9 protein-coding genes are annotated in these 8,233 nt (G+C 73.9%); 5 read left to right on the forward strand and 4 right to left on the reverse strand.

What is annotated here, in order from left to right; genetic code table 11:
• Positions 1 to 23: 23 nt before the first annotated feature.
• The 3 genes from AB0O00_RS23585 to AB0O00_RS23595 all read right to left on the reverse strand — a co-directional run bounded on the left by AB0O00_RS23585 (position 24) and on the right by AB0O00_RS23595 (position 2,687).
• Entirely contained in the window at positions 24 to 1,007 is a 984-nt protein-coding gene (locus AB0O00_RS23585) for a WYL domain-containing protein (RefSeq protein ID WP_363654837.1), read from the reverse strand.
• Between the two features lie 166 nt (positions 1,008 to 1,173).
• A complete protein-coding gene (locus AB0O00_RS23590) occupies positions 1,174 to 2,187 on the reverse strand; it encodes an aldo/keto reductase (RefSeq protein ID WP_363654839.1) in 1,014 nt (337 codons plus the stop codon).
• Positions 2,184 to 2,687 carry a MerR family transcriptional regulator gene (locus tag AB0O00_RS23595; protein ID WP_363654841.1) on the reverse strand — a complete coding sequence of 168 codons (504 nt, stop codon included), beginning with the start codon at positions 2,685 to 2,687 and terminating at the stop codon, positions 2,184 to 2,186. The genes AB0O00_RS23590 and AB0O00_RS23595 overlap by 4 nt, the downstream gene beginning before the upstream one ends.
• A gap of 118 nt (positions 2,688 to 2,805) precedes the next feature.
• Between AB0O00_RS23595 and AB0O00_RS23600 the strand changes: the two genes are divergently transcribed.
• The gene (locus AB0O00_RS23600) at positions 2,806 to 3,648 is read left to right on the forward strand and encodes a serine hydrolase domain-containing protein (protein ID WP_363654843.1); all 843 of its coding nucleotides are present in this window, start codon (positions 2,806 to 2,808) and stop codon (positions 3,646 to 3,648) included.
• Position 3,649: 1 nt separating this feature from the next.
• Here AB0O00_RS23600 and AB0O00_RS23605 read toward each other — a convergent pair whose 3' ends face one another.
• Positions 3,650 to 4,426 carry a pirin family protein gene (locus AB0O00_RS23605; protein ID WP_363654844.1) on the reverse strand — a complete coding sequence of 259 codons (777 nt, stop codon included), beginning with the start codon at positions 4,424 to 4,426 and terminating at the stop codon, positions 3,650 to 3,652.
• A 185-nt stretch (positions 4,427 to 4,611) separates the two neighbouring features.
• On the opposite strand from AB0O00_RS23605, the gene AB0O00_RS23610 reads away from it, so the two are divergent.
• The 4 genes from AB0O00_RS23610 (at position 4,612) to AB0O00_RS23625 (ending at position 8,200) form a co-directional block, all read left to right on the forward strand.
• Entirely contained in the window at positions 4,612 to 5,808 is a 1,197-nt protein-coding gene (locus AB0O00_RS23610; RefSeq protein WP_363654851.1) for a helix-turn-helix domain-containing protein, read from the forward strand.
• Between the two features lie 90 nt (positions 5,809 to 5,898).
• Positions 5,899 to 6,849 (forward strand): ACP S-malonyltransferase, encoded by a 951-nt coding sequence (locus AB0O00_RS23615; RefSeq protein WP_363654846.1) that lies wholly within the window; start codon positions 5,899 to 5,901, stop codon positions 6,847 to 6,849.
• Positions 6,846 to 7,877, forward strand: coding sequence for a beta-ketoacyl-ACP synthase III (locus AB0O00_RS23620; RefSeq protein WP_363654848.1), 1,032 nt, complete (start codon positions 6,846 to 6,848; stop codon positions 7,875 to 7,877). Before AB0O00_RS23615 ends, AB0O00_RS23620 begins: the two co-directional genes overlap by 4 nt.
• A gap of 80 nt (positions 7,878 to 7,957) precedes the next feature.
• Positions 7,958 to 8,200, forward strand: a complete 243-nt coding sequence (locus AB0O00_RS23625; protein ID WP_363654850.1) for an acyl carrier protein — start codon at positions 7,958 to 7,960, stop codon at positions 8,198 to 8,200.
• Positions 8,201 to 8,233: the final 33 nt, after the last annotated feature.

Raw genomic sequence — 8,233 nt, forward strand, 5'->3', positions numbered from 1 at the left:
GGCCGCAGTCCGGCTCCTGATCCCTACCGCTCATCCTGGTAGAGGCGCAGCGCCTCCGCCGCCGCCCGGGCCAGCTCCCGGCGGGCGGCGGGCGGGGACAGCACCTCGGCGTCCGGGCCGAAGGCGAGCAGCGCGCGGACGGCGGCCGGAGTGGGGAAGGCCATCGCCAGCTCGACCCACTCCTCGGCCGGCCCGCCGCCCGCCTCCGGCGGCTGCGCGGTGACCCGGCCGCCGTGGACGCGCACGAACGTGTCCAGCCGCCCGCGCCGCACCCGCACCCGGACCGGCAGCTCCTTCGGCCGCCGCTCCACGTGCTCGCGCAGCACCGCCCACACGTCGCCGAGCCCCACTCCGGGCCGGCGGCGCACCGGCTCCTCGGCCGCCCCGGCGGCCAGCACCCGGTCGGCCCGGAACAGCCGGGGCTCGCCGTTCAGGTCGGCCACCAGGTACCAGAGCGCGGCCCGGCTCACCAGCCCGTACGGGTCGACGGTGTACTCGACCGGCACCGGCGTGCCGCCGTGCCGGTAGCGCAGCCGCAGCCGCCGGCCGGCGAAGACCGCGTACTGCAGCTCCCCCAGGTCCGGCCCGGCGGCGGCCCCGGCCCCGCTCGGCAGCCAGCGCGGCGGGTCGACCAGGACCCGCTCGCCGCCGCGCTCGACGGCCGGGCGCTCCGGGTCCGGCGCCGCCGCCGTCACCTTGCGCAGCGCCGAGCCGAGCGCGCCGTCCAGCGCGAGTTCGCCGTGCGCGCCCCGCGCGGAGAGCGCGAGCAGGGCGCGGGCCTCGTCCGCGGTCAGGCCGCCGACGTCGGTGCGGCCGCCGGGCAGCAGGCCGATGCCGCCGTGCCGGCCGCGCTCGGTGACCACCGGGACGCCGGCCGCGGCGAGCGACTCCACGTCGCGGTAGATGGTGCGGACGGACACCTCCAGGTGCTCCGCCAGTTCGGTGGCGGGCATCCGGCCGCGGGTCTGCAGCAGCAGGAGGATCGAGAGCAGCCGGTCGGCCTTCATGGCGCCAGAATCGCAGCAATCCTGACGGCCGTTGTCAGGTTTTACCCGGAGATTGCCCGTTCGATACGAAATCCCGTTCGAGCATGGCGAGTTGACGCCCCGCATGCGGGCGGCCCGGGGAGCCGAAAAGACTCCCCGGGCTCAACAGGCCCGGCCCCGGGGGGCGTTACTCGCGCCCGACCTGCGTGAACGCCATGCTCGGGTAGCGGTCCCCGGCCACCTCGCCGGCCACCGGCTCCAGCAGCGCCAGCTCCTCCCCCGTCAGCTCCAGCGTCGCGGCAGCGGTGTTCTCCGCGAGCCGGCTGCGCTTGCGGGTGCCCGGGATCGGCACGACGGTGAGCCCGTGCACCTGCGCCCGCTGGTGCACCCAGGCCAGCGCGACCTGCGCGAGGGTCACCCCGCGGGCCGTCGCGATCCGCCGCAGCGGCTCCAGCAGCCCGCCGTTGGCCGCCGCGTTGTCGCCGGTGAAGCGCGGCTGGGTGCGCCGGACGTCGTCCGCCGCGAGCTGCTCGGCGCTCTGGAACGAGCCGGTCAGGAAGCCCCGGCCGAGCGGCGAGTACGGCACGAACGCGACGCCCAGATCGGCCGCGGCCGGCACCACCGAACGCTCGACGTCACGGGCGAACACCGACCACTCGGACTGCACGGCGGCGATCGGGTGCACGGCGTGCGCCTCGCGCAGCTCGGCCCCGGTCACCTCGGAGAGCCCGAGGTGGCGCACCTTGCCGGCCCGCACCAGCTCGGCCATGGCGCCGACGGACTCGGCCAGCGGCACGGCCGCGTCGCGGCGGTGCATGTAGTAGACGTCGATGACGTCCACGCCCAGCCGGCGCAGCGACGCGTCGACGGCGGAGCGGATGTACGCCGGGTCGTTGCGGATGCCGCGGTGGCCCGGGTCCTCGGCCCTGCGCTCGATGGCGAACTTGGTGGCGAGCACCACCCGGTCGCGGTTGGCGCGGACGAACGGGCCGATCAGCTCCTCGTTGTGGCCGGAGCCGTACATGTCGGCCGTGTCGAACAGGGTGACGCCGGCCGCCAGGGCGGCGTCGAGGGTGGCCAGCGACTCGGTCGTGTCGGTCGGGCCGTAGAACTCGCTCATGCCCATGCAGCCGAGGCCCTGGACACCGACGAGCGGGCCCTCGGCGCCGAGCCGGGCGGTGGGGAGTGCGGGGTGAGTCATGCGCGCTGCTCTTCCTCTGCTCGGTAGGACTGGCACTTGACGGGTGCGCCGGTGGCGTCGGCGATCTTCCCGGCGTAGAGATCGATCTTGTAGTCGAGGACGGCGAGGGTGGCCTGGAGGTCGGCGATCCGCTGCCGGACCTCCTCGCGCTGGGCCTCCAGCAACTGCCGCCGCGCCCCGTACGTCCGCTCGCCCTCGCGGGCCATGTCGACGTACCTGAGCATGTCCGCCACCGACATGCCGGTCAGCCGCAGCCGGCCGAGGAAGGCCAGCCGGTGCAGGTCCGCGTCGCAGTAGCGGCGCTGGCCCCCGACCGCGCGGTCGACCGGGTCGAGCAGGCCGATCCGCTCGTACCAGCGCAGGGTGTGCGTGGTCAGCCCGCTGGCCGCGGAGACCTCGCTGATGGTGTGCCGCGGAGTCCGGTCCGGATCGCCGAACGGCCGGCCGTACACCTCGGAACAGCTCCGCAGATCGACCTCGACGGGCGCGAGTGTGGCCATGTTCGGTTCCCCCTGTGCTGTGATGGCTACGACGCTACATAGTTGGAGTGCACTCCAAGCAAGCCGCACATCCGGGTGCTCCCGCCACCCGCTTTCCGTCCCCGTTAGAGTCGGGCGCATGGAGAGCTTGCGGATGATCGAGAACTGGCCCGTCCCCCACGCCGCCGCCGCGGTGGTCCGGGGCGCGGACGGAGCGGTGCTGGGCGCGCACGGGCCGCAGCAGCACCTCTTCCCGCTGGCGTCGGTGACCAAGCTGCTCACCTCCTACGCCGCGCTGGTCGCGCTGGAGGAGGGCGTCTTCGAGCTCGACGACCCGGCCGGCCCGCCCGGTTCGACCGTGCGCCACCTGCTCGCCCACACCTCGGGCCTCGGCTTCGACGAGGACCGGGTGTTCGCCGAGCCGGGCAACCGCCGCCTCTACTCCAACGCCGGCTTCGACGCGCTGGCCCACACCCTCGCCGCGGCCGCCGGGATCGAGTTCTCCCGCTACGCCGCCGAGGCCGTGTTCGAGCCGCTGGGCATGCACGACACCCTGATCAACACCGCCCACAAGTCCCCGGCCGGCGCGGGCGGCCTGTCCACCCTCGCCGACCTGACCCGCTTCGCCGCCGAGCTGCAGTCCCCCAAGCTGCTCGACCCGTCCACCGTCCGCCGGGCCACCCGCGAGGTCGCCTTCCCCGGCACCAGCGGCGTGCTCCCCGGCTACGGCCACCGCCGCCCGAACGACTGGGGCCTCGGCTTCGAGATCCGCGACGGCAAGGCGCCGCACTGGACGGGCACCGCCAACTCCCCGGAGACCTTCGGCCACTTCGGCCAGTCCGGCACCTTCCTGTGGGTCGACCCGGCGGCCGGGGTCGCCTGCATCGCGCTCACCGACCGGGACTTCGGCCCGTGGGCGGCCGAGGTGTGGCCGCAGCTGTCCGACGCGGTGCTGGCCGAACTCCCCGGACTGCCCGCCTGAGTCAGCCGTACGAGACCGGCGAGTGCATCTCCCACAGCAGGAGTTCCGCGCCGGTCTCACCGGCCGACGGGTCGGCGAACGCGTCACCGGTGATCCGCACGCTGTCCCCCGGCGCCATCGAACGCCCCTCGCCCTTCGGGCCCGGCACCGTCCGGTAGCCCAGCGCGCCGGCCGTCAGGTGCGCGTACCGCCAAGCCGCCGCGGGCAGTTGGGGCAGCGGCTGCCAGGGCCCCGCGGTCGCCAGCCAGAGCGCCGCGTCGCTGCGGCGCAGCCGCAGGACGTCCGCCCCGGCGTCCCGCTCCAGCCCGGAGGCCAGCAGCGTCAACCCGTTCCCGGCCGGTTCCACCCTGCGCAGCCCGTAGGCCGGGGGCGCGTCGAACACGTCCGGCTGGAGCCACATCTGGACGAACCGGACCGGGCCCTCGGCGCCGCCCACGTTGCGCTCGGTGTGCGTCACGCCCGAGCCCGCGCTCAGGTGCTGCACCATCCCCGGGCGCACCACGCCGCTGTGTCCGTACGAGTCCCGATGGGCCAGCGCGCCCTCCACGACCCACGTGAGGATCTCGGTGTCCCGGTGCTTGTGCTCGTCGAACCCGGCCCCGGGGGCGAGGAGTTCCTCGTTGCACGCGAGCAGCGCGCCGAAGTGCGTGTTCTTCGGGTCGTAGTGCCCCGAGAAGGAGAACGCGTGCCTGGTCTCGACGCCCTCGGCCGGGGTGGAGAGGTAGCGCTCGGCGGTGCGGCGGTGGTCCGCGCGGGGGCGGTCGGGGGCGTCGGTCACGGCCCCACCGTAGCCCGTGCGACCGCTGCCGCCGGGGCGCTGCGCCGGGGGGTGTGCACGAGCAGTCACTCGCGTGAGGCAGTCTTGTCCTTGTGCCAGCCGCTTCCTCAGACGCCACCAGCGACCCCACCGAGAACGCCGCGCCCGCGCCGGGCCGCCACCGCCCCGGCCGCGCCGCGCCGCGCCTGACCCCGCAGGAGCGCAAAAACGCCGCCGAGCGCGCCGAACGCCGGGCCGCGACACTCAAGCGGCTGGAGAAGTCCTCGGGCAAGCTGGCCAGCGCCGCGATCGCGCGCATGGACGACCAGCTCGGCTGGTACCGGCGGATGCCGCCGGAGCACCGCTCCTGGATCGGCCTGGTCGCCCAGGCCGGCATCGCCGCCTTCACCGAGTGGTACCGCCAGCCGGAGGCCGCCCAGGCGATCTCCACCGACGTCTTCGGCACCGCCCCGCGCGAGCTGACCAGGGCGATCACGCTGCGCCAGACCGTCGAGCTGATCCGCACCACGATCGAGGTGATGGAGGAGGCCATCGAGGAGGTGGCCGCCCCCGGCGACGAGGACGACATGCGCGAGTCCGTGCTGGTCTACGCCCGGGAGATCGCCTTCGCCACCGCCCAGGTCTACGCCCAGGCCGCCGAGGCGCGCGGCGCCTGGGACGCCCGGCTGGAGGCGCTGGTCGTCAACTCGCTGCTCTCCGGTGACGCGGACGAGGGAGTGCTCTCGCGGGCCGCGGCGCTCGGCTGGGGCCAGCCGAGCCAGGTCCGGGTGGTGATGGGCAGCGCCCCGGACGGCGACAGCGAACTCGTCGTCGAGGCGATCCGCCGGGCCGCCAGGTACGCCAAGCTGAACGTGCTGACCGGCGTCCTGGGCAAGCGCCTGGTGGTCGTGGTCGGCGGCGACAAGGAGCCGGTGCACGCGGCCAGGGCGCTGATCGGCCAGTTCGCGCCGGGCCCGGTGGTGGTCGGCCCGACCGTTCCCGACCTGCTCTCGGCCACCCGCTCGGCCCACGCCGCCGCGGCCGGCCTGCGGGCCTGCGCCGCCTGGCCGGACGCCCCCCGCCCGGTGCTGGCCGACGACCTGCTGCCCGAACGCGCGCTCGCCGGCGACGAGGCGGCCCGCCGCCAGCTGGTGGAGGAGATCTACACACCGCTCGACGAGGCCGGGTCGGCGCTGCTGGAGACGCTGAGCGTCTACCTGGAACAGGCCTCCTCCCTGGAGGGCGCGGCCCGGATGCTCTTCGTCCACCCGAACACGGTGCGCTACCGGCTCCGACGTGTGACCGACGTCACGGGCTACGCGCCCTCCGACGTTCGTTCGGCGTTCACCCTGCGGATCGCCCTGGCCCTCGGCCGACTCACCGCCGTCGGCGAGCAGGGCTGACCAGGATGTAGGGAACTTACAATCCCGGATGGTTTTCTTCGTTACCGTCGCCTACCCGCCCCCGGGCGCCCGGCGAGAGAGGGTTGAACCGTGCTCGTAATCGTCGCCCCTGGACAGGGTGCCCAGACCCCCGGTTTCCTCAGCCCCTGGCTGGAGGTCGACGGTGTCGCCGACCGCCTGAGCGGCTGGTCGGACGTCGCCGGACTGGACCTCCTCCACGCCGGTACCGAAGCCTCCGCCGAGGAGATCAAGGACACCGCCGTCGCCCAGCCGCTGCTGGTCGCCGCCGGCCTGGTCACCGCCCGCGCGCTCTTCCCCGACGAGGCCGCCGGCCGCGCCGTGGTCGGTGCCGTGGCCGGCCACAGCGTCGGCGAGATCACCGCCGCCGCCCTCGCCGGGGTGCTCGGCGCGCACGACGCGCTGACGTTCGTCCGGGAGCGCAGCCGCGCGATGGCCGAGGCCGCCGCCGTCACCGAGACCGGCATGACCGCCGTCCTCGGCGGCGACCCGGAGGCCGTCGCGGCCAAGCTGGCCGAGCACGGCCTGACCCCGGCCAACAACAACGGCGGCGGCCAGATCGTCGCCGCCGGCACGCTCGCCCAGCTGGAGGCGCTGAAGGCGGACCCGCCGACCGGCGCCCGGCTGATCCCGCTGAAGGTGGCGGGCGCCTTCCACACCGAGCACATGGCCCCGGGCGTCGAGCGGCTGGCGAAGCTGGCCCCGACCCTGACCGTGTCCGGCCCGCAGCTGCGCTACGTCTCCAACCGGGACGGCGCGGTGGTCACCTCCGGCACCGAGGTGCTGGACCGCCTGGTCTCCCAGGTCTCCAACCCGGTCCGCTGGGACCTCTGCATGGAGACGCTGACCGAGCTGGGCGCGACCGCCGTGATCGAGCTGGCCCCCGCGGGCACGCTCACCGGGCTGGTCAAGCGCAACCTCAAGGGTGTGGCGACGCTCGCCCTCAAGACCCCCGCCGACCTCGACAAGGCCCGTGAGCTGATCGCGGAACACGGCGGTAAGGACCAGGAGAGCCAGGCATGACCAAGCCGCAGATTCGTCCGTCGACCGGGGCCCAGTACTCGCGGATCCTCGGCGTGGGCGGTTACCGCCCCGTCCGCGTGATCCCGAACGCCGAGGTGCTGGAGTGGATCGAGTCCTCGGACGAGTGGATCCGCACCCGCAGCGGCATCGCCGAGCGCCGCTGGGCGGGCCCGGAGGAGAGCGTCGCCGAGATGTCGGTGCAGGCCGCCGGCAAGGCGATCGCCCAGTCCGGGATCGCCCCCGAGCAGATCGGCGGCGTCATCGTCGCGACCGTCTCGCACCTCAAGCAGACCCCCGCGATCGCCACCGAGATCGCCGAGCGCCTGAGCTGCGGCAAGGCACCGGCCTTCGACATCTCGGCCGCCTGCGCCGGCTTCGGCTACGGCCTGAGCCTGGCCGACGGCATGATCCGCGGCGGCAGCGCCGAGTACGTGCTGGTGATCGGCGTCGAGCGGCTGAGCGACCTGACCGACCAGTCGGACCGCTCGACCGCGTTCATCTTCGGCGACGGCGCCGGCGCCGCGATCGTCGGCCCCTCCGACACCCCCGGCATCGGCAAGGTGATCTGGGGCTCGGACGGCTCGCAGAAGGACGTCATCTCGCAGACCCAGGCCTGGGACACCGCGTTCGCCAAGTCCGACGCCGTCAACGGCGCGGGCGAGGAGATGAAGTGGCCGGCCCTGCGCATGGAGGGCCAGACGGTGTTCCGCTGGGCCGTCTGGGAGATGGCCAAGGTGGCCCAGCAGGCGCTGGACGCCGCCGGGATCACCGCCGACCAGCTCGGCGCCTTCATCCCGCACCAGGCCAACATGCGCATCACCGATGCCATGATCAAGGCCCTCAAGCTGCCCGACTCGGTGCCGGTCGCCCGCGACATCGCCGAGACCGGGAACACCTCCGCGGCCTCCATCCCGCTGGCGATGGAACGCATGCTGGAGAGTGGCGAGGCCCGCAGCGGCGACCTCGCGTTGATCATCGGGTTCGGGGCGGGTCTCGTGTACGCCGCGGCAGTCGTTACGCTCCCCTAGGCGCGTTTCGCCCCACTCATCCGCAAGCCTGCGTCCGGCCGCCGGTCGGGCGCGTTCAACACCGAAGAGGAGCAGCCAGTATGGCTACCAAGGACGAGGTCCTGGAAGGTCTCGCCGAGATCGTCAACGAGATCGCCGGCATCCCGACCGAGGACGTCCAGCTCGACAAGTCCTTCACCGATGACCTGGACGTCGACTCGCTGTCCATGGTCGAGGTCGTCGTGGCCGCCGAGGAGCGCTTCGACGTCAAGATCCCGGACGACGAGGTCAAGAACCTGAAGTCGGTCGGCGACGCCGTCGACTACATCCTCGCCAACGCCTGAGCGTTCGCGTGACCGTCGGCCGGCTCACCCGAG

The organism is Kitasatospora sp. NPDC093558, assembly GCF_040683475.1.
Classification (GTDB): domain Bacteria; phylum Actinomycetota; class Actinomycetes; order Streptomycetales; family Streptomycetaceae; genus Kitasatospora.

Coding starts and splice junctions, on each gene's coding strand:
- AB0O00_RS23600 (WP_363654843.1), top strand. CDS start 2,806: ATGGAGAGCTTGCGGATGATCGAGAACTGGCCCGTCCCCCACGCCGCC.
- AB0O00_RS23620 (WP_363654848.1), top strand. CDS start 6,846: ATGACCAAGCCGCAGATTCGTCCGTCGACCGGGGCCCAGTACTCGCGG.
- AB0O00_RS23590 (WP_363654839.1), bottom strand. CDS start 2,187: ATGACTCACCCCGCACTCCCCACCGCCCGGCTCGGCGCCGAGGGCCCG.
- AB0O00_RS23625 (WP_363654850.1), top strand. CDS start 7,958: ATGGCTACCAAGGACGAGGTCCTGGAAGGTCTCGCCGAGATCGTCAAC.
- AB0O00_RS23585 (WP_363654837.1), bottom strand. CDS start 1,007: ATGAAGGCCGACCGGCTGCTCTCGATCCTCCTGCTGCTGCAGACCCGC.
- AB0O00_RS23595 (WP_363654841.1), bottom strand. CDS start 2,687: ATGGCCACACTCGCGCCCGTCGAGGTCGATCTGCGGAGCTGTTCCGAG.